Source organism: Mycobacterium sp. NGS34 (assembly GCF_059812845.1).
On sequence record NZ_JCALDM010000023.1, the window covers coordinates 1 to 23,300 of the forward strand.

Here is a 23,300-nt window from a genome sequence, read left to right on the forward strand (position 1 = left end):
GTTCAGGACCCGCTGACGGCCTTGGTCGATTTAGCCCAGCCCTTTGGGATCTTCTCGCCCGTCAAGACGCTGACGGGGCGCCCGCTGTTCGGCAACGGCGCCAATGGGGCCCCCGGTACGGCAGCCCACCCCGACGGCGGTCCCGGCGCGCCCGGCGGATGGATTAGCGGCAACGGCGGCGCCGGCGGGGCCGGCTTCAGCCCCGGGTCCGCCGGACAGAACGGCGGTAACGGCGGGGCGGGCGGGATGGCAGGTCTGTGGGGTGCTGGCGGTGCCGGCGGTGCTGGCGGTGCCGGCTTCGAGGCTGCCGGCGGTAACGGTGGAATCGGTGGGGCAAACGGGCTGATCGGCGGCGGGTCCGGCGGTGCCGGCGGGGCCGGCGGGAACGGCTTCGGGCCGGGGGGGCCGTACGGCCACGGTGGGCGCGGCGGTGACGGTGGTGCTAACAGGCAGCTGTTCTCACTGAATGGTCATGGCGGGGCCGGCGGCCAGGGCGGGGCCGGCAGGGACGGTCTCGATGAAATGTTCGGCTATAACGGTGGACTCGGTAATGACGGCGGGGCGGGCGGTAACGGCGGGGCCAACCAGGCGCTAATCGGTGGGACAAGCGGCGCCGGCGGGATCGGCGGTCAGGGCGGCCAGGGCGGCCAGGGCGGCGCCGGCACCACCGGTGTCGGCTTTAACAGGGTCGGTGGTGACGGTGGGACCGGAGGGACCGGCGGGAACGCGGGGGACGGTGGGGTCGCTGGCGCCAACCAGGCGCTGTTGTGGGGGAACCAGGGCGCGGCGGGCCATGCGGGCATCGGCGGTACCGGCGGTGCCGGCGGCACCGGTGGAGAAGGGGCGGTCGGCGGCGTTGGCGGGATCGGCTTCCACGGTGGGGCCGGCGGGGCGGGCGGCCAGGGCGGCAGTGCTCCCGCCGGCGGCATCAACGGCAGCGGCGGCGCCGGCGGCATGGGTGGCCAGGGTGGTCAGGGTGGAACAGGCGCCGCTGACACCGGCTCCGGGGCCGGCATGGGCGGTACCGGCGGCACCGGCGGGTCCGCGGGTGCCGGCGGGGGGGCCGGCACCGGAGCGGGCGCTCCAGGCACCGCGGGCATTGCGGGCACCGGCGGCACCGGCGGTACCGGCGGCACCGGTGGTCAAGGGGCGGTCGGCGGCGTTGGCGGGATCGGCTCCGACGGTGGAGCCGGCGGGGCGGGCGGCCAGGGCGGCAGTGCTCCCGTCGGCGGCATCAACGGCAGCGGCGGTACTGGCGGCATGGGTGGCCAGGGTGGTCAGGGTGGAACAGGCGCCGCTGACACCGGCGCCGGGGCCGGTGCGGGCGGCACCGGCGGTACCGGCGGCGCGGCGGGGGCTGGCGGGGCGGCCGGCACCGGTGCGGGCGCTCCCGGGACCGCGGGCAGCGGCGGTGTCGGCGGCAGGGGCGGCCAGGGCGGCACCGGCGCGGACGGCGCGGCGAGCACCGGCGACGCCGGTGGTAGCGGCGGCATCGGCGGTGGGGGCGGAGCCGGGGGCGACTCCGGCGGCGCCGGCGGCACTGGTGGCACCGGCGGCACTGGCGGCACCGGCGGAACGGGCGGCCATGGCGACACCGGCAACAGCGTCAACAACAGCGTTGGCGGTCAGGGCGGCAACGGTGGCCGCGGTGGGCTCGGCGGCACCGGCGGCGGCACCCCGGCCGGTGGAACCAACGGCAGCGGCGGCGCGGGTGGCGTTGGCGGCACCGGCGGCGTCGGCGGCTTCAACAGCATCGACATAGCCTCCGGCAGCACGGTCTTTGGTGGTGGCGGCGGCGGGGGCGGTGCCGGCGGCACCGGGGGCACCGCCGGAACCGGCACCGGCATTGGCGGCATCGGCGGGACCGGCGGGACCGGCGGCACCGGCGGGATCGGCGGCACCGCCGTCACCGGCCAGGGCGAGGCCATCGGATTCGGCGGCCGCGGCGGCACCGGTGGCACGGGTGCCGCCGTGACTGGCGCTACCGGCGGCACCGGTGGCGCTGGCGGCGGGGGCGGGGCGGGCGGTGCGGCGGAGCTCAGTCGGGCCGCCGGCGGCGGCGGTGGTGGTGGCGGTGGGGCCGCCTCCACGAGTGGCACCGGCGGTAAGGGCGGCGCGGGCGGCAACGTCAATACCTCAGTTCCGCCTCTGCTGGCGAGCGGCGGTGCCGGCGGCACCGGCGCGGCCGCCGGTGGAGGCGGAGGCAGCGGTGCCTTCATCGACCCCGCCACAACCCCTGCGTTCGTGCTCATCGGTCACGCCGGCGCCGATGCCGTCGGCAATTTCGCGGGTGGAGGCGGCAATGGCGACGTCGGTTTGCCGAGCAACAGCGGAGGCAACGGCGGTTTCGTCAACACAGGCGGCGCCGGGGGCGTAGGCGCCAACGGCCAAGGCAACGGCAGCGCCGGCCAGCACGGCTAACACCGACTAACACCGGCGACGACCGTTCTGCCTACGCAATATCGCCGCCGATACGCTCGGCCGATTCGCCGGTCCGGGCGACTGGGGCTAGACCTTAAGTCCGGCGATACGGAGTTTAAGTACTCAGCCAGCCCGCCGGTTGCCGAAAGCACGTAGTCCCTTACTCATACCGATCCCCCAGGAAGAGCGCATCCTGGGTGGGCGGCCAAGGAGGTGGCGAGATGTCCTGTGTGATTGCGGACCCGGAGATGATGACGGCGTCAGCAGGGGACTTGGCAGCAATTGGCTTGAACGTCAACGCGGCCCACATGGTGGCGGCGGCTCCAACCGTCGCGGTGCTGCCCGCCGCCGCCGATGAGGTGTCGACGAGTATCGCGCATCTGTTCTCAGGTTATGGCCAGGAGTATCAGAAGCTGGCCGGGGAAGCGGCTGCGTCTTATGAGCAGTTTGCCCAGCACTTGACTGCCAGTGCGGGCGCGTATGCAGGCGCTGAGGACGCCATCGCCGCGTTTTTGCAGGACGCCAATTTGTTGTTTGCGAGCGCTACCCGGATGTTCACCGATCCTGCCACGTCGCCTTTACTTCCACTGCTATTCCTTTTGCTGATACTAATCTTATTCGCTATTATAATTCCACTTTTGCTCGCTATTTCCATTCCACTTCTTGGTATTGGGTTGCCACTCGTCTTGGCCGTTGGACTGCCACTCGGCATCGCCACCATAGCGTTATTAGTCGGGGCGCCCATTTTGGGCGTGCTTTTGGCGGAACTTGGTGCGGCTCTCTAGACGGGTGTCGCGGATCGCGACCCACCGGCCATTCAAAGCCCGCGCAGAGAATAAGGGCCGAATGACGGCCCAGGACGCAGGCCGACGGTTCCACAGGCTGATACTTACGCTTCGCCCGCCATCGCGGCATAACAGACTTCGGGTATCAACGACGATACCCGCCAGGCTTTCGTGCCGCTTATCGACGCCGCTCCTAACGGACCCGCAGAGATAACCGACAATCGTCTGGTATGTCGCTAATCTGCTACATCCCGTCGTACTACCCGGCGTACCGCTGGCAATTGGCCAACAAGGCGCAGTGGGAATCCGCCCGGCACGCCCGTCGAGTGCGGCCAAGCCAGCCTCGGAGCGCGGGTAGGTTGTTGATTCTCTTCCGCCGCGTCAACTTCGAGACGTGGGCGGCATCCCAGGACAGCGCTCTATATACATGTTCTCTCCAATAGGTTGCGCCACCCTATTGCATCGATATTGCCTGACCATTGGTGAGTAGTTCTAAATATCGCCTACGAAATGCGAAAGCTGGTGCGCGATACTGGGATTGAACCAGTGACCTCTTCCGTGTCAGGGAAGCGCTCTCCCGCTGAGCTAATCGCGCCTAGGGGGTCAAAACTTTGGAGGTGGAGACGGGAATCGAACCCGTGTGCACGGCTTTGCAGGCCGTTGCCTCACCACTCGGCCACTCCACCGCTGGGGATTGATGCCACTTGCACCTTCGAGCGGACGACGGGATTCGAACCCGCGACCCTCACCTTGGCAAGGTGATGCGCTACCAACTGCGCTACGTCCGCGCGCAACGGGCGAGATCGTCGCCCGTCGCGAAGGACGACGATAGTCCACCTGAGCGGGCGCACACAAATCTCTTGGTTACGTTGCGGCTCTAGGCTAGCGCGCCCGCAGACGCACGCGGCGAGTTAGGCGCTCCGCGATTCGTGCTACCCTTCGACGTCGTTCGCCCCTCGGCGCCGGTCCCGTGGCTCAGTGGAAGAGCGTCCGCTTCACACGCGGAAGGTCGCTGGTTCGATCCCAGCCGGGACCACCCTGCTGACCTGCACAAATACGCTTGTGCAAATCTATGACTGGTTGGATTCGTCTGGGTCTCGGTACACCCCCGATCCTTTGGCGGACAAGACAATCCGTTGCCGCCCCAGACGCCGATGCAACCACTATCGAGATTCGATCACCGACACCGTGTTGTCGCCGCCGTTGGTGACGTAGACGGTATGGCTGCCCGGATCCACCGCCACCCCGGCCGGGTGTTTGCCGACCGGCACGGTGGTGGTGACGGTGCGCGTCGAGGCGTCGATCACCGACACCGTGTTGTCGTCGCGGTCGGCGACGTAGACGGTGTGGGTGCCCGGATCCACCGCTAGGCCGGCCGGGTTCTTGCCGACGGGCACGGTGGCGCTGACCCTGTGAGTCGAGGCGTCGATCACCGAGACGGTGCCGTCGCCGCCGTTGGCGACGTAGACGGTGTGGCTGTCGGGATCCACCGCCACCCCGGCAGGGCGCTTGCCGATAGGCACGGTGGCGGTGATGGTGTGCGTCGAGGCGTCGATCACCGACACCGTGTTGTCCGTGACGTTGGTGACGTAGACGGTATGGGTGCCCGGATCCACCGCCACCTCGTGTGGTTGCTTGCCGACGGTCACGTCGGCGGTGACGGTGCGAGTCGGGGCGTCGATCACCGAAACGGTGCCGTCGTAGTCGCCGACGTGGGCAGCGGCCGTTCGAAGTCGACCGACGTAGACGGTGTGGGTGTCCGGGTCCACCGCCACCCCCGCCGGGTTCTCGTCCGGGCCCGTGCTGACGGGCACGGTGGCGGTCACGGTGCGCGTCGAGGCGTCGATCACCGACACCGTGACGCCGTAGTTGGTGACGTAGACGGTGTGGGTGCCCGGGTCCACCGCCACCCCCTCCGGGCCATAGAACGGCTTGCCGACGGGCACGGTGGCGCTGACGGTGCGCGTCGAGGCGTCGATCACCGACATCGTGTCGTCGTCGCGGTTGGTGACGTAGACAGTGTGGGTGCCCGGGTCCACTGCCACCCCCGACGCCGACTTGCCGACGGGCACCGTGGCGGTAACCCGGTAAGTTGGAGGCGTCTTACTGCAGCCGGTGACGCCGATGTCGGCAACGGCGAGCAGCACGAGCGCGGCGGTGGCGGTCGCGATGGAGAGCGCCGCGATTCTTGCGTTCTTCATGATGCTTTCCTTTCCGCCGAACATGTCCGCGACTGGGTCGCCGGGCGCGGCTGTTGTGGTCGGTCACACCAAGGCTGCGGCGGGCGCCTTGCGTGTTTCTTGCTTGGTTCTTGTGCCGGTCCGCTCTTGGGTCGGAATTGTCGCGCCCGCCGGGCTTTTACGAAGCCTAAAGACGGTCAAACACATTGCAGCGCGGGCAAATATCTCAGGACACCGCCAGCTTCACCACACGTTGCAGCTCGTCGGTGACGTAGAGGTTGCCGGCAGTGTCCACCGCTACACAGAATGGGAGGCGGAGGCCGGTGAACGGCAGCACTGTTTGGTTATTCGACCCGGGCGCCAACCCCACCACGCGGTCGTGGTTGCGGTCGACGACGTAGACGGTGCCCGCGGTGTCCACCGCCACACCGGTGGGGGTGTCGAGGCCGGTGAACGGCAGCACCGTCTGGGTGTTCGACCCGGCCGCCAACGCCATCACCCGAGCATCAGTTCCACGCTTGCCCATGTCGAGCACGTACACCTTGCCGGCGCTGTCCACCGCCAGACCGGAAGGGGTGTCGAAGCCGGCGAACGGCAGCACCGTCTGGGTGTTCGACCCGGCCGCCAACTCCACTACTCGATAGTGGTGGGGGTCGGCGTTGCTTCCGCCGTCGACGACGTAGACGTTGCCGGAAGCGTCCACCGCCACACCGGAGGGGCCCTCGAGGCCCGTGAACGGCAGCACCGTTTGGGTGTTCGACGCGTCCGCCAACCTCAGCACCCGATGGTTGCGGTAGTCGGTGACGTAGACGTTGCCGGAGGCGTCCACCGCCACATCGCCGGGGCGATCAAGGCCGCTAAACGGCAGCACGGTCTGCCCGCCCGACCCGGCCGCCAACTTCACCACATGACCGGGCGAATTGTGGTAGCCGCTGGCATAGTCGACGACGTACACGTCGCCGGCGCTGTCCACCGCCACACTTTGGGGGTTGGTGAGGCCGCTGAACGGCAGTACGGCTTGTCGGGATGGCGACGGCGTTGGCCCCGTCGACGGATCCGTTGGTCCGGTAGGCGCGCTCTTCGTTGCCGTTGCATGCGGGGACGGCGGCGTCTTAGTGCATCCGGTGACGCCGATTGCGGCAACGGCGAGCAGCACGAGCGCGGCGATGGCGGTCGCGATGGAGAGCGGCGCGATTCTTGCGTTCTTCATGGTTCGCTTTCCTTTCCGCCGAACATGTTCGGGCGGGGATGCCGCGACCGGCGGCTGTTGTGGTCGGTCACACCAAGGCTGCGGTGGGCGCCTTGCGTGTTTCTTGCTTGGTTCTTGTGCCGGTTCGCTGTCAAAGGCATTGCAGCGCAGGCAGATATGGCGAACCGGCACTTGGACCCGTCAGTCCGCCGCCAGCTTCACCACCTCGGCGTTATCGCGGTCGGTCACGTAGACGGCGCCCGTCGTGTCCACCGCCAGGCCCTGCGGGTCGCCGAGGCCGACGAACGGTAGGACCGTTTGGGTGTTCGACCCGGCCCCGAGCTTCAGGACCCTCTTGTTCATGGAGTCGGTGACGTAAACGGCGCCCGCCGTGTCGATCGCCACGTTCCACGGGTCTTGGAGGCCGTTGAATGGCAGGACCGTTGGCGTGTTCGACCCGGCCGCGAGCTTCAGGACCTTGTCGCCGTCGACGACGAAGACATCGCCTGCGGTGTCCACTGCCATGCCGTTCGAGCTGGTGAGGTGAGTGAACGGCAGGACCGTTGGCATGTTAGACCCGGGGGCCAACTTCAGCACCTGACTCTTGCGGTAGTCGGTGACGAATACATCGCCCGCGGTGTCGACCGCCACAGCCCGGGGGGCGACGCCGGAAAACGGCAGCACGGTCTGGGTATTGGAGTCTGGCGTCAACTTCAACACTCGATTGGTTTTGTTGTCGACGACGTACGTGTTGCCGGCGGCGTCGACCGCCACGCTCTCGGGGAAGCCGAGGCCGGTGAACCGCAGGTAGGTTTGGGTGTTCGACCCGGCCGCCAGCTTGATCACCCCGCTGCGGTTATTGCCCGAGATGTTGTTGACGACATAGACATTGCCGGCGGTGTCCACCGCCACCGCCCACGGATCGTCGAGGCCGGTGAACGGCAGCACCGTCTGTCGGCACACCGGCGGCGCCGTTGACTGCGTCGACGAGAGCTTCACCACCCTGTTGTTTTGGCCGTCGACCACGTACACACTTCCGGCGGTGTCGACCGCCGCACTCTCGGGGCCGGTGAGGCCGGTGAACGGCAGCGCCGTCTGGGTGCACGATCCGGCCGCCAACGTCACCGCGGCGTTCTTGAAATAGTCTGTGACAGAAACCCTTCCGGCGGTGTCGACCGCCACCCCGATGGGGCCTTGGAGCCCGTCGAATGGCAGTACGGCCTGGGTGGTCGCCCCGGCCGCCAGCTTCACCACCCGCTTGCTGCCGAAGTCGGCGACGTAGACGGTGCCGGCGCCGTCCACCGCGACACCGCGCGGGAGGCTGAGGTGGGTGAACGGCAACACCGTCTGGGTGGTCGACCCGGCGGCCAACTCGACCACCCGAGCATTGAGGTAGTCGGCGACGTAAACGGCGCCGGCCGCATCCACTGCCACGCCATCCGGGCCGTTGAGGCCCGTGAACGGCAACACCGTCTGGGTGTTGGACCCGGCCGGCAGCTTCACCACCCGGTTGTTGTGGTCGTCGGTGACGTAGACGGCGCCCGCGGCGTCCACCGCCACGCTGTCGGGGTAGTTGAGCCCGGTGAACGGCAGCACCGTCGGGCTGTTCGACCCGGCGGCCAACTTCACCACTCGTTTGTTGCCGCTGTCGGCGACATATAGCGCGCCGCTTTTATCCACCGCGACGCCGGCGGGGTGGTTGAGACCGCCCAGCGGCAGCACGGTTTGTTGGGCTGGCGTCGAGCGCGGTGACGAGTGGCACGCTGCGACGCCGATGACGGCGAGGGCGAGGGCGAGGGCGACGGCGACGGCGTTTCGGCGTTGCCGCCACCGCCGCTGGTGCGGTCGCACGCTACTTCTCGCCCGGGTAAGGCACCGCGCTGATGACCGCGCCGCCGTTGAGCGGCGGTCCCAGCAGAACGTTGGTGGTGCCGGCGGCGGGGTCGTACTCGAGCAGCGACTGGGCGGGTCCGCAACCGGCGACCGTGGCTTTGAGGTCGAGGTTGCCGCCGTGGACGCCGATCACGTAGATGCTGTGACTCGGATCGACGTTGGGCACCGCCACCTTGGACACCGTGCCATCGGGGTTGAGCTTGCCGAGGTGGATGGCGCCGCATCCGCCCGCGTACTGGACATAGGTGCCGGCCGGCAGTTGCCATGCGCTGATGTCGCCGGTGTCGTGCGACGCCGGGTCCGTTATCGGCGCGGTCAGCGCGGTCGGCGCTGAACCGTCGATGGGGACCAGCCAGAGCCGTCCGCGCTCGTTCGGTGCACTGCAGTTGGCGAGGACGGTTTTCGCGCCGGCGTCCCACCATCGCACCGGTGAGCAGCTCCCGCCGGCAGACGACAGCTCCTTACCGACCGTTCCGTCATTGCCCATCAGAGCAAGGCCGGAGGCGGTACCCAGCACCAGCTGCGTGCCGTCCGGGGTCGAGAGGTACTGACCGTTGAAGGCGCTCGGGAGCTTGTCGGTCGGATAGGTCAGCTGCGGATTGCCGGCCAGGTCGACCCGCATCAGTTTTTTGTCCACTGTCAGCAGCAGCGCCTTGCCGTCGGGGCGCGTGAAGCGAGGGGCGACGGACGAGCCGTTAACGGTGAACGTGCTGTGGGTCCCGTTGTGCAGGTCGAGCTCGGTGATCACCGTCGTCTTTTCGGGGCCCGCGGCGGCCCAAACGGCGTGGCTGGCGTCGCCGGACCATTCGATCCCGTTTGGTCCACCCTTCGGCGGGAAGGTGGTGATCGCGTAGCGACCGCCCGCCGGGTCGACGAGGTACAGGGTAACGGGGACCGTGTCGGGGGCGGGCGATCCCGGAGGCGGCGACACGCCGGGAGGCACGCTCACGGCCGGGCTCCAGGTTGCGAGCATCCAGCCCGGACCGACTTGCGACCAGGGCACCTCGCCGATCGACTTCTCGACGCCATGAGCCGCCATCTCCGCAGCCGCGGTCGGCGTGGAAGTCGTGGGGTTAGCCGGCGCCTGGTGTGACGCGGTCGCATCGTTCGACGAGCACCCAGCCGCCAGAAATGCGGCCAGTGCGACGAGGCCTGCGCGCCGTCGCCATTTGGTGTGGCGCGAACTCGTGATCATTGCGGTTCCTTTCCCGCGAGCGGTAAGCAATTGCGGCAACCATGTCGCCGATACCTTGCGTGATTCTTGCGCGGTTCTTGTGCGGGCGGCCGACAACTGCGCGTCAACGCCGACCTCGACGATGTCGCGGACACTTTGGCCCACGCCGCCGTGTCCGGTTTACGTCCGATCGCCGGACCAACTGAATGAGTCAGCCCAGTTCGAATATCGGGATTCAGCTCTTCCCGCCGGGCGGTGCCGGCGCTGGGCTGGGTGGGGGCTTCTCGGTGGGTGCGTACTCGGATTCGCTTGTCGTCTCATTCCCCGGATTCAGTTCCTCAAGTTTTCTTTCCGACTCGCGGTTCGGATTCGGTTTATCGAACCGTCCAGCGGTACCGAAACGATATGTGATTATGGGATATTCAGTGCCCACATCGCTTGGATTATTGAGCCAGGTGGTCACTTCCACGGCCGGATGGTTAGCTATTAATTTTTCGATGAAATTACCTGGGGCGATGTCGAATTCTCGACAGAAATAGTGGGCCTGCGAAGCTTGCAGCTGTTGTACCTGCCGTACCTCTGATGCAAATTGCGCGAAATCCGCATATGCCGAAGCGTGTTTTCCGGTGCACGCTCGAATATCTTCGATCCTTCGGTCGGTGAGGAGTATAGCGGCGGCAGATAAGCGAACCAGCGAAACCTTTCCGGAGTCTATATCCACGTCTCTTTGAAAGATATCCGTCTCGCCCGGAACCAAATAATCAGACTGAAGAGTGGTGACGTAAAGGAGTTGGCTACCTGAAGGTGGAGTGGGAGTGAAAAGGCCGGTTAGAGTCGGATTGACACGGAAATCCAGGTCCATTGAGCTCCCCGAGGGATCTATGCCTCGCGCCAGTCCGCACCAGCCTTCGTCCCGACCTGACGTTTCCACGCACTTATTCCAGTAGACTTCGGTGTCTAGGTCTTTCGGGTCTTTCGAGTATGCAGTCACCCTCATCAGCGAATTCGCGATGTTAACCCGCGTGGTACCGCGATTATGAATTGTGACCTTTGCGGATAAATGGACGATCGGCCCGGACCAGCCTTGTGGCGATAGCTCGGTCGTGATATCGACGAGGGGCAATGAGGTTGAAGGCATGTAGTAGTTTTGCAGCCAGAACTGCAAAAGTCCGGCGAGCGGAAAGAGTGCCGTTACAACTAGCGCGGGCTTTGTCCATTCGAATCTGGCCTTTGGCACCAGAAGAAGAAGCCATAGGAAAGCGGCGCCAGCAACCAATCCTGCAGTTGCCATCACATACCAGTTTCGTATCGCGCTTCGCTGGTCAGTTACGATTATGTATCCCGCGAGTAATAGCACGAACATTTGAGCGATGAAAGCGTCTCTTGCCGATGTTGGAGCCGCCCGTCGAACGGAATTGAAAGCCCAACCATTCGCGACACTTATTGCGAGCTGAATAGTGGCTGCCAGCGTCGCAAAGATGGTCAGGGGCATCGAGAATTCACCGACGGCAAGCGCGAGTGCCCCTAGGCAGTCCACTGCCAGTGTGAGCAGGAGGCAGATGCGAAGAATCTTCGAGAAGCGCCCAGCTTGTGTGGACGATTGGTCGTCACCGATTACAGGCCGCTTGAGCCCAAGCCTGCTCGAACCCTGTGCGTAACCCCTCATTACTTCCCCTCTCCAGGACCGAGCGTTAGGGATCGCGTGCTTGAAGTGGCTGGAGCCCGACCAAGCGGTATGAAGCGATTGGGTGGACGAACCGATTGTGTGCGGCCGATCAGCGGTTCAGCATGCGTAGTTTGGTACTCCATTTGGAGTCTGTGATCGGGGCTGCTAGCGCGGCCCGCGACTTAGGGCGGCGTGCGCGGCGATGCGGTAATGTCCTGACCGACCGAGCATGGAACTTGCGTTCCGCGTGGGTGCGGCTCGGTGTGTCGACCTCGGCGGTGGCGGTAGGGAGGAGATGGCGGGTGTATCGGCTCTTCAAGAAGGTGTGGATCCCGCTACTTCTCGTCGTCGTCGTCGCGCTCGGTTCGTATGTCGTGCTGCGGGTCCGCGCCAGTTTCGGTGCCACCGCACACGCCTCCAGCCACGACGCCAACGCCGACGACACGAAACCGTTCAATCCGAAACACATCACCTACGAGGTCACGTCGCCCTCGGGGGGCAGCGTCAGCGCCAACTACCTCGACGAGAACGGGCAGCCCCATCTCGTTGAACACGCCCCGCTGCCATGGTCGTACACGATCGTGACGACCCTGCCGTCGATGTCGGCCAACATCGTCGCCCAAGGTGACAAAGGCCTGCGGAACATCCGATGTCGGGTCGTCGTCGACGGCCAAGTCCGCGACGACCGCACCATCGACGAATACGAACCCTTCATCTACTGCTTGGTGAAATCCGTATGAGTAACGAGCCCGGCTCTCGCTCCCGCGTCGCCCGCGCGATCCGCGTCCTGGCGGTGCCGATCATCCTGCTTTGGCTGCTTGTCGCGCTCGGCACCACGCTGTTCACGCCCGCGCTCGGCGACGTCGCGGGCAGGCACTCGGTGCCCATGACCCCGCGGGACGCGACCGCATTCAAAGACATGATGAACATCGGCCACAAGTTCCAGGAGTTCGACACCGACTCCACGGCGATGGTCGTGTTGGAGGGCGACGACAAGCTCGGCGACAGCGCGCACGAGTTCTACAACAAGATCGTCGCCAAGCTCAAGGCCAGCAAGCACGTCCAGTTCCTCCAGGATTTCTGGAGTGACCCGCTGACCGCCGCCGGCTCCCAGAGCCCGGACGGTAAGGCCGCCTACGTGCAGGTCTTCCTCGACGGCGCGCAGGGCACCACCCCGGCCCACAAGTCGGTCGCCGAGGTCCGCAAGATCGTCAAAAGCGTCCCGCCGCCCCCGGGGGTCAAGGCCTACGTGGCTGGCAACACCGCGCTCAATACCGACACGCTGATCGCCGCGCACAACAGCATGGAACTGATGACGATGGTCACCATCGGCGTCATCTTCGTGATGCTGCTGATCATTTATCGCTCGCTGAAGAACGCGATCTTGGCGTTGATCCTGGTCCGCTTCGAGCTCTATGCCGCGGAAGGCATCGTGGCGACCGCCGGGAATCTGGACATCATCGGTCTGACCCCGTACGCCGTCAGCATGGTCACGATGCTGACCATCGCCACGGGGACCGACTATTTCATCTTCCTGCTGGGTCGCTATCACGAAGCCCGATCCCGTGGCGAGGATCGAGAGCAGGCGTACTACAGCGCCTACAACGGCGTGGTGCACGTCATCCTGGGGTCGGGTTTGACGATCGTGGGCGCCTGCCTGTGCCTGACCGCGACCAAACTTCCGTACTTCCAGACGATGGGCATCCCGTGCGCCATAGCCCTGGTGGTGACGATGCTGGCGGGCCTCACGCTGGCTCCCGCGTTGCTAGTGGTCGCGTCCAGGTTCGGTTTCTTCGATCCGAAACGTCAAGTGTCGGAACGAGGTTGGCGCAAGGTCGGCACGATGGTGACGAGGTGGCCGATACCCATCATCGTCGTGGCGTCCTTTGTCGCGGTGATCGGTTTCATCAGTCTGACGACCTATGTCCCGACTTACAACGACAGGAAGTTCACCCCGCCGGACATCGCGGCGAACGTCGCGCAGACGGCGGCCGAGCGGCACTTCAGCCCGGCGCGCATGAATCCGGAATTACTGATGGTCGAAGCCGACCACGACCTGCGCGATCCGGCGGACATGCTGATCATCGACAGAATCGCGAAGAGCGTCTTCCATGAACGCGGCATCGGGCGGGTGCAGACCATCACCCGTCCGCTGGGCGCGCCGATCGAGCACAGCTCGATTCCCTTCGTGATCGCCATGAACAGTTCCAGCACCTTGCAAACCGCGAAATTCATGAACGACAGCATGGCGTCGATGCTCGAGCAGGCCGACGAGATGGGCAGAACGATCAGCGTCATGCAGCACATGTATGGCGTCATGCAGCAGATGACCGCCACGACCCACAGCCTGGATGGCCGAACGCACGACCTGGTGAACACCACCAACGAGCTGCGGGACCGCATCGCGGACTTCGACGACTTCTTCAGGCCCATTCGCAGCTATTTCTATTGGGAGAGACACTGTTTCGACATTCCCATGTGCTGGTCCATGCGCTCCATCTTCGATGCGCTCGACGGCATCGATGAGCTTTCCGACAAATTCGCCGGCCTCACAGTCGATTTCGACGCCCTGGACCGGTTGATGCCACAGCTGCTCGCCGACTTTCCCAAGACCATCGAGTCGATGCAGAGAATGCGCGACTTCATGCTGTCCACGCACAGCTCGATGGCGGGCATCCAGGCGCATATGCAAGAGAACGCCGAAGGCTCGACGATGATGGGGAACTACTTCGACGAAGCCAAGAACGACGACAGCTTCTACCTTCCGCCCGAAGTCTTCAAAAACCCCGATTTCAAGCGTGGGTTGAAGATGTTCGTCTCGCCCGACGGTAAGGCGGTCCGGTTCATCATCACCCACCAGGGCGACCCCGCCTCGGTGGACGGGATCCGGCACGTGAAGGGCGTCAAGCAGGCGGTCGCCGACGCGGTCAAGGGAACCCCCTTGGAGTCGGCGAAGGTGTCGCTGGCCGGCACCGCCTCGATGTACAGCGACATGCAGGACGGCGTGAAAATCGACCTGACGATCGCGGGCATCGCGACGCTGATCCTGATCTTCTCGATCATGCTGCTGATCACCCGGAGCCTGGTGGCGTCCCTGGTGATCGTCGGTACGGTGCTCGCGTCACTGGGCACCGCGTGCGGTCTGTCCGTGCTGCTCTGGCAGGACATCCTCGGGGTGGGCCTGCAATGGATCGTGCTGCCGCTGACGGTGATCATCCTGCTGGCCGTCGGATCCGACTACAACCTGCTGCTGGTCTCCCGCCTGAAGGAAGAAATGCCGGCCGGCCTCAACACCGGCATCATCCGGGGCATGGGAGCCTCCGGCCGGGTGGTCACCGCGGCCGGCCTGATATTCGCGGCCACCATGGCGTCGATGATCGTCAGCGACCTGGTGGTGATCGGGCAGTTCGGCACCTCGATCGGGTTGGGTCTGCTCGTCGACACGTTTATCGTGCGGGCATTCATGACGCCGGCGATCGCCGCCGCGCTGGGCCGCTGGTTCTGGTGGCCGCTGGACACCTTCGCCATGCGCAAGCGGCAGGCCCCCGAGCCGGAGCCGGAGGGTGACACCGCGCCCGTCCCGCAACTGACGACGGTGTGACGCAATGGAATCGAAGCTTCGCCAGCGCACGGACGGCCGCCTGGACCGGTCTCGGGATCCGGCGATCCTCAATGCCGCCCTGGCCGCACTGACGGAGCACGGCTACGACGACACCAACATGGACGACATCGCCGCCCGCGCCGGCGTCGGCAAGGCCGCGATCTACCGGCGGTGGTCATCGAAGGCGGCGCTGATGACCGACGTTCTCGTCTACTGGCGGCCCGACCTGTGCACCGACGACGTCCCCGATGCCGGCAGCCTGGCCGGTGACCTGGACGCGGTCGTCGAGCGCGCGGCGCGCAATGACAGCGAATTGATCACCAACGACCTGGTGCTCCGCGTCGCCCTGGAAGCCACCCACGACCCCCAGCTCGCCGAGGCCCTCGGCGACCTGCTGCTGCTCAAGGGCAGGCGCATCATGTCGACCATCCTGGCCCGCGCCGCGGCCCGCGGTGAGATCGCCGCCGACCGCGACTGGTCCCTGGTCGCCGACGTGCTCACCGCGACGAGCTTGTTCCGGGTGCTCAACGGCCAAACCGTTGACGCGGGTTTCTTCCGACAGGTCATCGACACGCTCGTGCTGCCCGCGCTGTCCACCTAAAGCGCGAGAGCCGTAACAATTTCGTAATGAAGAAAAAAGACCGCCCCGGCTATCCGGCGGACCGGGCGGTGCGCCGGCGGAAATAATCCGTCCAAGACACGACGTCGGGATGCTGCTTCAGCAAGGCCCTGCGCTGGCGCTCGGTCATCCCGCCCCAGATCCCGAACTCGAGTTTGTTGTCGAGCGCCTCGGCCGCGCACTCCCGCAGCACGGGGCAGTGACGGCAGATGACCGCAGCCTTACGTTGTGCGGCGCCCCGCACGAACATTTCGTCGGGATCCGATTCTCTGCACAGCGCATTCATGACCCAGGCGCGATCGTCCGCCTCCACGGTGCGCGGAGCGCTGTCGACGGGCACAAGACTGGTTGGCCGCACGGCCGTTACTGATCCTGGCAACGAGGTATCCCTTCGTGCGAGCATGCTGGGATGCGCGCCACATCGTGCCCGTTGATGTGACCTGAATCCCCCCAGCAACCAAGTTAAGCGATTCGGCATCGATTGCGCAACGTTTTATGGCACATCCGTACCTTTTTATTGATCGGTCCGCTGGGCGAGCCCGTGCCGCCACCCACCGACCACTTAGTGTGCAATCGGGAGTAGACGACCAATAGATAAGGACGGTGGACGATGGCAGCCAACCAAGAGGGCATCGGCGTGCTGAAACTCGAATGCCCGCAACGCCACCCCGTGGGCCGGATCCTCAAGGAGGCCCCGCATCAGTCGGTCATGTACGACCCTGGCGCAATGGCCGGAGAACGCCGATTCTGGCCGAACGAGGAGGACCAGCCGCAGTTCAAGACGCACTGCCGCTTCTGCGACAAGCCGGTGGCGGAGGCCACGACCACCCTGCAGGGCCAACTGGCCAGCCTGGTCGGCGACGCCTCGCAGACCATCGGAACCGTCACCATGCAGTTCGTCTAGGGGCGTTACAGTCTGGGGGCGAGATGTAAGCGCGGACGCGTGAGAGGAGCCCCGTGGCGACACCGGACAGCGGCCCCCGCCCTCCCGAAGGCGACTGGCTGGGCACCCCATACCTGACCTTCGAGCGCCAGGGACCGATCGCGGTATGCACTATCGACCGCCCCGAAGCGCGCAACGCCCTGACCCCCGCGATGTACTTCGGAATCCGTTACGCCGTTGGGCGTGTCAACGAGGACCCGGACCTGGCCGGGCTGCTGCTCACCGGAACCGGTGACGTCTTCGCGCCCGGCGGCGACATGGGCGGCGGGGGAGCCACCGACAACTGGATCACGTTCGGCTCGGCGCTGGGCATGGACGTCACGCCGTTCGACGCGGTGCGCACGTCGGCCAAGCCGGTCGTCGCCGCGGTCAACGGCCTGTGCCAGGGCGGCGGCATGCAGATCGCGTTGTGCAGCGACCTGTCCGTGGTCAGCGAGCGGGCGACCTTCCGGGTGCCCGAGCTGTTCCGCGGCTTCGCCGACACCTACTACAGCCAGATGCTGGTCCGCCTGATCGGGCCGGTCCGCACCCGCGACCTGATGTTCACCGGCCGGGTGCTGACCGCCGCCGAGGCCCTCGACTGGGGGCTGGTCACCCGGGTGGTGCCCCACGACGAGCTGCTCGCCACCGCCAAAGACCTGCTGGCGCAGGTGTGCCGGACCGCGCCGCGCGCCCGCGGCGTCATCAAGGCCAGCATCGACAACTACCTCGGCCTGTACGACCGCATCGGCATGACCGCCAGCCTCAGCGACACCGAGGCCCGCGACGGCTTCCGCGCCTTCAAGGAGCGCCGCTCGCCGGACTGGGTGCATCCCGAGCTGCGCGCCGAGGGACGGTTATAGGTCGATCCACTCGCCGTGGGCCGCGACGCGCAGCACGCCGGCTATCCCGGCCTGGTCGAACGCCGCCGCGAATTCGTCGGCGCCCTCGCTGAAGTGGGCCCAGCCGTCGACGTGGGCCGGGATCACCACCTTGGCGCCGAGCACCTCGGCGGCCGCGGCCGCCCGCGCCGACGTCAGCGTCAACGGCCGGCCGTTCTCCTTCGTGGGCACGCGCGCCGCCCCGGCGAAGAGCACCGCGACGTCGATCGCGCCGACGCGGTCGGCGACCTGCTTGACCGCGCTCATCGAGGCGTTGTCGCCGCTGAGGTAGACGGTGGGCACGCCGGGCCCGGACAGCACGAAGCCGGCCACCTCGCAATTGACGTGGCCGCCGGCGTCGCGCTGCCCGTCGGCAGGGCCGTGGACCGCCGGAACAGCTTGCACCGCAAGGGAATCCGATAATTCATAGGACTCCCACGCCGGCACCCCGACGGCCGGCGGCCCCAACCGAGAGGCGGCGCCGGGATTGGTGAGCACCAGCGGGGCGGCCAGCGCCATCCGGCGGCCCTCGTCGTCGAGGTTGTCGGGATGCTGGTCGTGGCTGATCAACACCGCGTCCACCGGCCCCAGCGCGTCGGCGCCCACCGCGGGCCCGGTGAGCTTGGTCAGGTAGGCGTGCTCACCCGGCGGATCGAACGTCGGATCCATCACGATCCGTCGGCCCGCGATGTCGATCACCGTCGTCGGACCGCCGAGCACCGTGACCGCGCAGTCGCGGCGCCGCGCGTCAAACATTGCGCGCCCGGCCTTGCCAATACGGTTCGCGCAGCTCGGTTTTGAGGATCTTGCCGCTCGCGTTGCGGGGCAGCGACGGCGCGAAGTCCACAGTGCGCGGGCACTTGTAGCCGGCCAGGTGCCGGCGGCAGAACTCGATGACGTCGTTAGCGTCGACCTCCCCGGTGGCCACCACGATCGCCTTGACCGATTCGCCCCAGAAGTCGTCGGGCACGCCGATGACCGCCGCGTCGGCGATGGCGGGGTGCTCGGTCAGCACGCTTTCCACCTCGGGCCCGTACACGTTCTCGCCGCCGGTGATGATCATGTCCTTGAGCCGGTCCTCGATGTAGACGTAGCCGTCGGCGTCCAGGCGGCCCACGTCGCCGGTGCGCACCCAGTCGTCGTCGGTGATGGTCTCGGCGGTCGCCTCGGGGCGGTTGAGGTAGCCGGTCATGTTCTGGTTGCTGCGCACCCAGATCTCGCCCGGCTGCCCGACGGGCAGCTCGTCGCCGGTCTCGGTGTCGACGACCCGAATCTCGGTGCCCAGCACCGCTTTTCCGGCCGACAGCTGAAGGTGGGGCCGCTCGGGGTCGCGGTGGTCGTCGTCGCCGAGCGCCGTGACGGCCCCGCACAGTTCCGTCTGCCCGTACACCTGGACGAAGCCGGTCCGGGGCCAGGTCTGCAGCGCCCGGTTCAGTAGCGGCAGCGGCATGGGCGCGGCCCCGTACACGATGTAGCGCAGGCCCGCGAGCGCGGCGGTGGCCGCCTCGCCGGCCTCCAGGAACCGGGCGATCACGGGCGGCACGAAGAACGCGTGGGTCGCGCCGGCGCGCACCGCCCCGATCAACGCCGCGGCGTCGGGCTCGCGGGTCATGATCGTCGGCACCCCGGCGGCGATGCCGAACAGCGCATAGCCGATCCCACCGACGTGGAACAGGGGCATGGCCACGAGGTTCGCGTCGCCGGCGGCGAACGGGAACGCGGGCGCCAGGTTCGCCGCGTGATTGGCCAGCGCGCGCTGGCTCAGCAGCACACCCTTGGGTCGCCCGGTGGTGCCGGAGCTGTAGATCACCAGCGCGGTGTCGCCCTCGTCGATCTCGGCGGCCCGCGCGGATGGCGCTGCAGCGAGCAGGGATTCGTACTCGTCGTCGATCACCACGATGCGGTCCACGCCCGCGGCCTCGACCGCGGGGCGCAGTTCGGCGCCGACGAACAGCACCCTCGGGCGGCTGTCCTCGAGCACGTGGGCGAGTTCGTCGCCGGTGAGCCGCCAGTTGACGACGGTGGTCACCGCGCCGATCGACGCCGCGGCGAAGAGGATCTCCAGGCACGCGGGGTGGTTCTTGTCCAGGAACGCGACGCAGTCGCCGCGCCGCATGCCGGCGGCCTGCAGCGCCCCGGCCGCGCGCCGAATCCGCGACCCCCACTGGGCCCACGTCCACTGCCGCTCGCCGTAGCGAATCGCCACGTCGTCGGGCCGCTGCTGGGCGTGTCGCTCGACGAACCCGGCGAGCGTCTGCGTCATATCCCCTCCACGTGGTTCGAGTGTGTTCCCCCCGAGTGTGCCCCGACTCGTCTGTGCCACTATCACTGCCATGGTCAACGCCGATCGCGCCCGCTCCCGCACCTTCGTCGTGACGGGGGCGGCGTCCGGCATCGGCCTGGCCACCGCGCGGCGCCTGCTCGCCGAGGGCGGCACCGTCGTCGGCGCCGACGTCGCCGCCCCGCCCGACCTGGGGGCCGACTTCCACTTCGTGACCGCCGACATCACCGACGAGACCGCCATCGACGCGGTGCTGGCCGCCGTCCCCGACCGCCTCGACGGCGTGTTCCACGCGGCGGGCGTCGCCGGCGGCGGCCCGGTGCACCTGCTGGACCGCAAGGAATGGGAGCGGGTGATCGGGATCAACCTCACCGGCACGTTCCTGGTGGCCAAGGCGGCGCTGGCCAGGATGATCGAGCAGCCCCGCGTCGACGGCGAACGGGGCTCGATCGTCACCGTCGCCAGCATCGAGGGCCTGGAGGGCACCGCCGGCGGCAGCTCGTACAACGCGGCCAAGGGCGGGGTCGTCCTGCTCACCAAGAACATCGCGCTCGACTACGGGCCCAGCGGCATCCGCGCCAACGCCATCTGCCCCGGTTTCATCGAAACCCCCATGGCCCAGGGCGTTTTCGGGCTGCCGGGGATGGAGGGCCCGCTGGCCTCGATCACCGAGGAGCACGCTCTGCAACGGTTCGGCCGGCCCGAGGAGGTCGCTGCGATGGCGGCGTTCCTGTTGTCGCCCGACGCCTCGTTCGTCAGCGGCCAGGCCATCGCGGTCGACGGCGGCTACACCGCCGGTCGCGATCACGGTGTCGTCAAACTCTTCGGCTTGCCCGACTAGCGCCTTAAGATTCGCGAATGGTCACTCCCGACGAGGCGATTGCGGCGATTCGAGGCACCGGCGGCGCGCAGCCCGGTTGTCGCGCGCTGCACGCCAAAGGCACGCTGTACCGCGGGACGTTCACCGCGGCCCCCGAGGCGGCGGGGCTTTCGCGCGCCAAGCACTTCGACGGCTCGAGTGTTCCCGCGCTGATCCGCTTCTCCAACGGTTCGGGCAACCCGTCGCAGCGCGACGGCGCGCCCGGCGTGCGGGGGATGGCGGTGAAGTTCACGCTGCCCGACGGGTCCACCACCGACGTCTCGACGCAGACCGCCCGACTGTTCGTGTCCAGCACGCCGGACGGATTCGTCGACCTCCTCAAGGCCATGCGGCCCAGCCCGACGACGCCGCTGCGCATGGCCAAGTACTTCCTGACCCATCCCAAGCTGTTCGGCGCGCTGCCCGTGCTGCGCGACGCCAACAAGGTCCCGGCGAGCTACGCCACCATCGAGTACCACGGCCTGCATGCCTTCCGCTGGGTCGCCGCCGACGGCAGCGCCAGATTCGTTCGCTACCACTGGGTTCCGGTCGTGGGGGAAAAGCGGCCGGCCGCCGAGGGCGACGGCCCCGACTTTCTGACGGACGAGCTGAATGCCCGCCTCGCGCGCGGGCCGGTGCGGTTCGACTTCCGTGTCCAGATCGCCGGGCCCAACGACTCGACGGTCGACCCGTCCGCCGCCTGGGCAAGCACGCAGATCGCCACCGTCGGCATCCTGGAGATCGACGGCCTCGACACGCAGCGCGAGCACGGCGGCGACATCGTCGTGTTCGACCCGATGCGTGTCACCGACGGCATCGAGCCGTCCGACGATCCCGTGCTGCGTTTCCGCAGCCTCGCGTATTCGGCGTCGGTCAAGCTGCGCACCGGCGTCGACCGCGGCCCCGAAGCGCCGCACGTCTAAGGGCGACTAAGCTTTTCGGGAGTGCTGCTCTCCCATATGGTTTTGATCGCCGTGGCCGGGTTCGGCGCCGGCGCCATCAACGCCCTCGTCGGATCGGGCACCCTGATCACCTTCCCGACGCTCGTCGCCCTCGGCTACCCACCCGTCACCGCCACCATGTCGAACGCGGTCGGCCTGGTCGCGGGCAGCGTCTCGGGCACCTGGGGCTATCGCGCCGAGCTGGCCGGACAGTGGGACCGGCTGCGCTGGCAGCTGCCGGCGTCGCTGACCGGCGCCGTGCTGGGCGCCTTCCTGCTGCTGCATCTTCCGGCGAAGGTGTTCACCGAGATCGTCCCGGTGCTGTTGGTGCTGGCCCTGGTGCTGGTGGTGATCGGCCCGAAGCTGCAGACGTGGGCGGCCCAGCGCGCAGAACAACAGGGGCGCTCGGCCGAACACATCACACCGGCCCGCAAGGCCGTGCTGGTGTTCGGGACGTTCGCCGTCGCGGTCTACGGCGGCTACTTCACCGCCGCGCAGGGCATCCTGCTGGTCGGCGTCATGGGCGCGCTGCTGCCCGAGTCGGTGCAGCGCATGAACGCGGCCAAGAACCTGCTGACTCTCGTGGTGAACGTCGTTGCGGCGGTGAGCTATTCGCTGGTGGCCTTCGGCCGGATCAGCTGGCCGGTCGCGGGGCTGATCGCGGCGGGCTCGCTGGTCGGGGGACTGGTCGGTGCGCGCTATGGGCGCCGGCTCTCGCCGACCGCGTTGCGCTCGACGATCGTGGTGGTCGGGCTGATCGGCCTGTACCGCCTGCTCACCGTGGGCTGACGACGGCTTCGGCGATGACGTCCAGCACGTCGTGGCGCTCCTGCCACGCCCGCAACTGACGCATCGCCCCGTTGCCCTGTGCGACGACGCGATCGAGTTCCGTTGTGACGCGGTCGTATTCACCGAGCGCCTCCAGCGCCGGGCGCACCCGTTGCACCAGCGCGCCCAGGACGTCGCGCGCCGGCACCGCCCCGCGCCCGTGGATCAGGTCGAGCGTGTCTCCCGCGAGCCCGTCGTGCGCGGCCTTCCAGTACGCGGCCCGCAGCGCCGCGGGCGGCAGGCGCTCGGCGTCCGCGCCCCGCTCGTCGAGCGCCGTCATCACGGCCGCCCGCACCAACGTGGCCAGCAGCACCGTCTCGGCGACCGTCGCCGGCACGTCGGCCACCCGGACCTCCACGGTCGGGAAGTGCTCCGACGGGCGCACGTCCCAATAGACCATCTTGTGGTCGAGGATTACCTCGCTGTCGATCAGCATGCGCACCGTGCGGTCGTACTCCTCGGGCGCCGGGAAGAACGGCGGCGGCCCGGCCACCGGCCAGCGCCGCCACAGCACGCTGCGCCAGCTCGCGTAGCCGCTGTCGGCGTTGCGGTACACCCGCGAATTGGCCGACAGCGCAAGCAGCGACGGCAGCCACGGTCGCAGCCAGTTGCTGACCCGGATGGCGCCGGCCCGGTCGGGCACCTGCACGTGGACGTGACACCCGCAGATGCCCTGCTCGTGCGCGACCATCCCGTACGCCTCGCCGATCCGCCGGTACCGCGGCGTGTCGGTGACGGGAAACTCGTGCGGCGTGGCCGGCGGAAGGCCCGCGGCCAGCAGCTGCACCCCGGTGGCCTCGGCGGCCTCGGCGGCGGCGCGGCGCAGCCGGGTGAGTTGGTCGCCAAGTTCCGCGCTGGTCGCCGTCACGCTGGAGTTGGTTTCGACCTGGCAACTGCTCAGTTCCAGCTGCAGGGTCGCGCCCCGCCGCTCGGCCTCCTCGGCCACCGCCGTGTTGCGTGGGGCCGGTTCACCGGTTCGGGGGTCGACAAGGAGGAATTCTTCCTCCGCACCGAAGGTGGGAAGCCCACTCATTTCAGCCGATTATCGGCCGATTGGCTC

17 protein-coding genes, 4 tRNA genes and 2 pseudogenes are annotated in these 23,300 nt (G+C 67.5%); 11 read left to right on the forward strand and 12 right to left on the reverse strand.

From position 1 onward, the window contains the following. The first annotated feature begins 48 nt into the window (after window positions 1-48). Both AC5Y7V_RS29575 and AC5Y7V_RS29580 read left to right on the forward strand, forming a co-directional pair. Window positions 49-2,421 (forward strand): PE family protein, encoded by a 2,373-nt coding sequence (locus AC5Y7V_RS29575; RefSeq protein WP_499883600.1) that lies wholly within the window; start codon window positions 49-51, stop codon window positions 2,419-2,421. A gap of 221 nt (window positions 2,422-2,642) precedes the next feature. After that, window positions 2,643-3,206, forward strand: a complete 564-nt coding sequence (locus AC5Y7V_RS29580; protein WP_499883563.1) for a PE family protein — start codon at window positions 2,643-2,645, stop codon at window positions 3,204-3,206. A 520-nt stretch (window positions 3,207-3,726) separates the two neighbouring features. On the opposite strand, the gene AC5Y7V_RS29585 is transcribed toward AC5Y7V_RS29580, so the two are convergent. From AC5Y7V_RS29585 to AC5Y7V_RS29595, 3 genes are all read right to left on the reverse strand, one after another. After that, window positions 3,727-3,801, reverse strand: a tRNA-Val gene (locus AC5Y7V_RS29585). 17 nt (window positions 3,802-3,818) lie between these two features. Then, window positions 3,819-3,892: transfer RNA gene (locus AC5Y7V_RS29590), tRNA-Cys, on the reverse strand. A 29-nt stretch (window positions 3,893-3,921) separates the two neighbouring features. Then, window positions 3,922-3,994, reverse strand: a tRNA-Gly gene (locus tag AC5Y7V_RS29595). Window positions 3,995-4,170: 176 nt separating this feature from the next. Here AC5Y7V_RS29595 and AC5Y7V_RS29600 point away from each other — a divergent pair. After that, window positions 4,171-4,242 (forward strand) — tRNA-Val (locus AC5Y7V_RS29600). 127 nt (window positions 4,243-4,369) lie between these two features. On the opposite strand, the gene AC5Y7V_RS29605 is transcribed toward AC5Y7V_RS29600, so the two are convergent. The 5 genes and pseudogenes from AC5Y7V_RS29605 to AC5Y7V_RS29625 form a co-directional block, all read right to left on the reverse strand. Then, entirely contained in the window at window positions 4,370-5,407 is a 1,038-nt protein-coding gene (locus AC5Y7V_RS29605) for a YVTN family beta-propeller repeat protein (protein WP_499883564.1), read from the reverse strand. A 217-nt stretch (window positions 5,408-5,624) separates the two neighbouring features. Further along, a pseudogene (locus tag AC5Y7V_RS29610) lies at window positions 5,625-6,272 on the reverse strand (NHL repeat-containing protein); the annotation flags it as partial. A gap of 507 nt (window positions 6,273-6,779) precedes the next feature. Beyond that, a pseudogene (locus tag AC5Y7V_RS29615) lies at window positions 6,780-8,324 on the reverse strand (NHL repeat-containing protein); the annotation flags it as partial. 103 nt (window positions 8,325-8,427) lie between these two features. Then, entirely contained in the window at window positions 8,428-9,663 is a 1,236-nt protein-coding gene (locus AC5Y7V_RS29620) for a TolB-like translocation protein (RefSeq protein ID WP_499883565.1), read from the reverse strand. A gap of 214 nt (window positions 9,664-9,877) precedes the next feature. Continuing rightward, complete coding sequence (locus AC5Y7V_RS29625; RefSeq protein WP_499883566.1) at window positions 9,878-11,308, reverse strand: hypothetical protein; 1,431 nt, start codon at window positions 11,306-11,308, stop codon at window positions 9,878-9,880. 302 nt (window positions 11,309-11,610) lie between these two features. Between AC5Y7V_RS29625 and AC5Y7V_RS29630 the strand changes: the two genes are divergently transcribed. From AC5Y7V_RS29630 to AC5Y7V_RS29640, 3 genes are read left to right on the forward strand one after another with little or no spacing between them, the layout of a single operon-like run. Next, window positions 11,611-12,048 carry an MmpS family transport accessory protein gene (locus AC5Y7V_RS29630; protein WP_499883567.1) on the forward strand — a complete coding sequence of 146 codons (438 nt, stop codon included), beginning with the start codon at window positions 11,611-11,613 and terminating at the stop codon, window positions 12,046-12,048. Continuing rightward, window positions 12,045-14,909, forward strand: a complete 2,865-nt coding sequence (locus tag AC5Y7V_RS29635) for an MMPL/RND family transporter (protein WP_499883568.1) — start codon at window positions 12,045-12,047, stop codon at window positions 14,907-14,909. Before AC5Y7V_RS29630 ends, AC5Y7V_RS29635 begins: the two co-directional genes overlap by 4 nt. A 4-nt stretch (window positions 14,910-14,913) precedes the next feature. Beyond that, the gene (locus AC5Y7V_RS29640; protein WP_499883569.1) at window positions 14,914-15,510 is read left to right on the forward strand and encodes a TetR/AcrR family transcriptional regulator; all 597 of its coding nucleotides are present in this window, start codon (window positions 14,914-14,916) and stop codon (window positions 15,508-15,510) included. A gap of 49 nt (window positions 15,511-15,559) precedes the next feature. On the opposite strand, the gene AC5Y7V_RS29645 is transcribed toward AC5Y7V_RS29640, so the two are convergent. Then, the gene (locus AC5Y7V_RS29645; RefSeq protein ID WP_499883570.1) at window positions 15,560-15,931 is read right to left on the reverse strand and encodes a WhiB family transcriptional regulator; all 372 of its coding nucleotides are present in this window, start codon (window positions 15,929-15,931) and stop codon (window positions 15,560-15,562) included. Between the two features lie 207 nt (window positions 15,932-16,138). Between AC5Y7V_RS29645 and AC5Y7V_RS29650 the strand changes: the two genes are divergently transcribed. Both AC5Y7V_RS29650 and AC5Y7V_RS29655 read left to right on the forward strand, forming a co-directional pair. Further along, window positions 16,139-16,432, forward strand: a complete 294-nt coding sequence (locus AC5Y7V_RS29650; RefSeq protein WP_499883571.1) for a hypothetical protein — start codon at window positions 16,139-16,141, stop codon at window positions 16,430-16,432. A gap of 53 nt (window positions 16,433-16,485) precedes the next feature. Then, the gene (locus AC5Y7V_RS29655) at window positions 16,486-17,313 is read left to right on the forward strand and encodes an enoyl-CoA hydratase/isomerase family protein (RefSeq protein WP_499883572.1); all 828 of its coding nucleotides are present in this window, start codon (window positions 16,486-16,488) and stop codon (window positions 17,311-17,313) included. On the opposite strand, the gene AC5Y7V_RS29660 is transcribed toward AC5Y7V_RS29655, so the two are convergent. Further along, window positions 17,308-18,087 (reverse strand): MBL fold metallo-hydrolase, encoded by a 780-nt coding sequence (locus tag AC5Y7V_RS29660; protein ID WP_499883573.1) that lies wholly within the window; start codon window positions 18,085-18,087, stop codon window positions 17,308-17,310. The two genes, AC5Y7V_RS29655 and AC5Y7V_RS29660, sit on opposite strands and share 6 nt — an antisense overlap. After that, on the reverse strand, window positions 18,080-19,594 hold the full coding sequence (locus tag AC5Y7V_RS29665; RefSeq protein WP_499883574.1) for a long-chain-fatty-acid--CoA ligase: 1,515 nt from the start codon (window positions 19,592-19,594) through the stop codon (window positions 18,080-18,082). Before AC5Y7V_RS29665 ends, AC5Y7V_RS29660 begins: the two co-directional genes overlap by 8 nt. A 70-nt stretch (window positions 19,595-19,664) precedes the next feature. Here AC5Y7V_RS29665 and AC5Y7V_RS29670 point away from each other — a divergent pair, with 70 nt between their 5' ends. The 3 genes from AC5Y7V_RS29670 to AC5Y7V_RS29680 are packed head-to-tail and all read left to right on the forward strand — an operon-like array spanning window position 19,665 to window position 22,201. After that, window positions 19,665-20,453, forward strand: coding sequence for an SDR family NAD(P)-dependent oxidoreductase (locus AC5Y7V_RS29670; protein WP_499883575.1), 789 nt, complete (start codon window positions 19,665-19,667; stop codon window positions 20,451-20,453). Between the two features lie 17 nt (window positions 20,454-20,470). Further along, window positions 20,471-21,394 (forward strand): catalase family peroxidase, encoded by a 924-nt coding sequence (locus tag AC5Y7V_RS29675; protein WP_499883576.1) that lies wholly within the window; start codon window positions 20,471-20,473, stop codon window positions 21,392-21,394. A 36-nt stretch (window positions 21,395-21,430) separates the two neighbouring features. Then, window positions 21,431-22,201 carry a sulfite exporter TauE/SafE family protein gene (locus AC5Y7V_RS29680; protein ID WP_499883601.1) on the forward strand — a complete coding sequence of 257 codons (771 nt, stop codon included), beginning with the start codon at window positions 21,431-21,433 and terminating at the stop codon, window positions 22,199-22,201. On the opposite strand, the gene AC5Y7V_RS29685 is transcribed toward AC5Y7V_RS29680, so the two are convergent. Continuing rightward, window positions 22,188-23,273: a glutamate--cysteine ligase gene (locus tag AC5Y7V_RS29685; protein ID WP_499883577.1), complete on the reverse strand. Its 1,086-nt coding sequence runs from the start codon at window positions 23,271-23,273 to the stop codon at window positions 22,188-22,190. The genes AC5Y7V_RS29680 and AC5Y7V_RS29685 overlap by 14 nt on opposite strands. Window positions 23,274-23,300: the final 27 nt, after the last annotated feature.

What these genes read in the sequence shown, in the direction of transcription:
- AC5Y7V_RS29580 (WP_499883563.1), top strand. Translation starts at nt 2,643, where the DNA reads ATGTCCTGTGTGATTGCGGACCCGGAGATGATGACGGCGTCAGCAGGG.
- AC5Y7V_RS29605 (WP_499883564.1), bottom strand. Translation starts at nt 5,407, where the DNA reads ATGAAGAACGCAAGAATCGCGGCGCTCTCCATCGCGACCGCCACCGCC.
- AC5Y7V_RS29620 (WP_499883565.1), bottom strand. Translation starts at nt 9,663, where the DNA reads ATGATCACGAGTTCGCGCCACACCAAATGGCGACGGCGCGCAGGCCTC.
- AC5Y7V_RS29625 (WP_499883566.1), bottom strand. Translation starts at nt 11,308, where the DNA reads ATGAGGGGTTACGCACAGGGTTCGAGCAGGCTTGGGCTCAAGCGGCCT.
- AC5Y7V_RS29635 (WP_499883568.1), top strand. Translation starts at nt 12,045, where the DNA reads ATGAGTAACGAGCCCGGCTCTCGCTCCCGCGTCGCCCGCGCGATCCGC.
- AC5Y7V_RS29640 (WP_499883569.1), top strand. Translation starts at nt 14,914, where the DNA reads ATGGAATCGAAGCTTCGCCAGCGCACGGACGGCCGCCTGGACCGGTCT.
- AC5Y7V_RS29645 (WP_499883570.1), bottom strand. Translation starts at nt 15,931, where the DNA reads ATGCTCGCACGAAGGGATACCTCGTTGCCAGGATCAGTAACGGCCGTG.
- AC5Y7V_RS29650 (WP_499883571.1), top strand. Translation starts at nt 16,139, where the DNA reads ATGGCAGCCAACCAAGAGGGCATCGGCGTGCTGAAACTCGAATGCCCG.
- AC5Y7V_RS29660 (WP_499883573.1), bottom strand. Translation starts at nt 18,087, where the DNA reads ATGTTTGACGCGCGGCGCCGCGACTGCGCGGTCACGGTGCTCGGCGGT.
- AC5Y7V_RS29665 (WP_499883574.1), bottom strand. Translation starts at nt 19,594, where the DNA reads ATGACGCAGACGCTCGCCGGGTTCGTCGAGCGACACGCCCAGCAGCGG.
- AC5Y7V_RS29670 (WP_499883575.1), top strand. Translation starts at nt 19,665, where the DNA reads ATGGTCAACGCCGATCGCGCCCGCTCCCGCACCTTCGTCGTGACGGGG.
- AC5Y7V_RS29675 (WP_499883576.1), top strand. Translation starts at nt 20,471, where the DNA reads ATGGTCACTCCCGACGAGGCGATTGCGGCGATTCGAGGCACCGGCGGC.
- AC5Y7V_RS29680 (WP_499883601.1), top strand. Translation starts at nt 21,431, where the DNA reads ATGGTTTTGATCGCCGTGGCCGGGTTCGGCGCCGGCGCCATCAACGCC.
- AC5Y7V_RS29685 (WP_499883577.1), bottom strand. Translation starts at nt 23,273, where the DNA reads ATGAGTGGGCTTCCCACCTTCGGTGCGGAGGAAGAATTCCTCCTTGTC.